Below are 251 nucleotides of genomic sequence, written 5' to 3'. Positions count from 1 at the left end.
GAGCAGCTTTTTTCGTACTCAAATTTAGGCTTTAGCGATACTTTGCGTACTTCCAATTCGTTCAACCTCCTTAAATTTGTCAAAAAGATTATTCAATTCTTCAATCGTGATCTGTTTGTAAAGCACGTTTCCAATCCGGAATGTAAATTTCATCGTCTTCATCTCCTTAAATTCCAAACCAGCTAGCAACTTCATGACGCTTGAACCATAATGCAGTTAGCGCGCAGCCTACTATTGCTCCTTCAATCATT

1 protein-coding gene is annotated in these 251 nt (G+C 38.2%); it reads right to left on the bottom strand.

The window, feature by feature from the left end; genetic code table 11:
- Positions 1–24: 24 nt before the first annotated feature.
- Positions 25–153 (bottom strand): hypothetical protein, encoded by a 129-nt coding sequence (locus DY78_RS16835; protein ID WP_134144313.1) that lies wholly within the window; start codon positions 151–153, stop codon positions 25–27.
- Between the last annotated feature and the right edge of the window lie 98 nt (positions 154–251).

Origin of the sequence: Lactiplantibacillus fabifermentans DSM 21115 (assembly GCF_000498955.2) — a bacterium.
GTDB lineage: Bacteria > Bacillota > Bacilli > Lactobacillales > Lactobacillaceae > Lactiplantibacillus > Lactiplantibacillus fabifermentans.
This window is presented reverse-complemented; position numbering and strand designations above follow the sequence as displayed.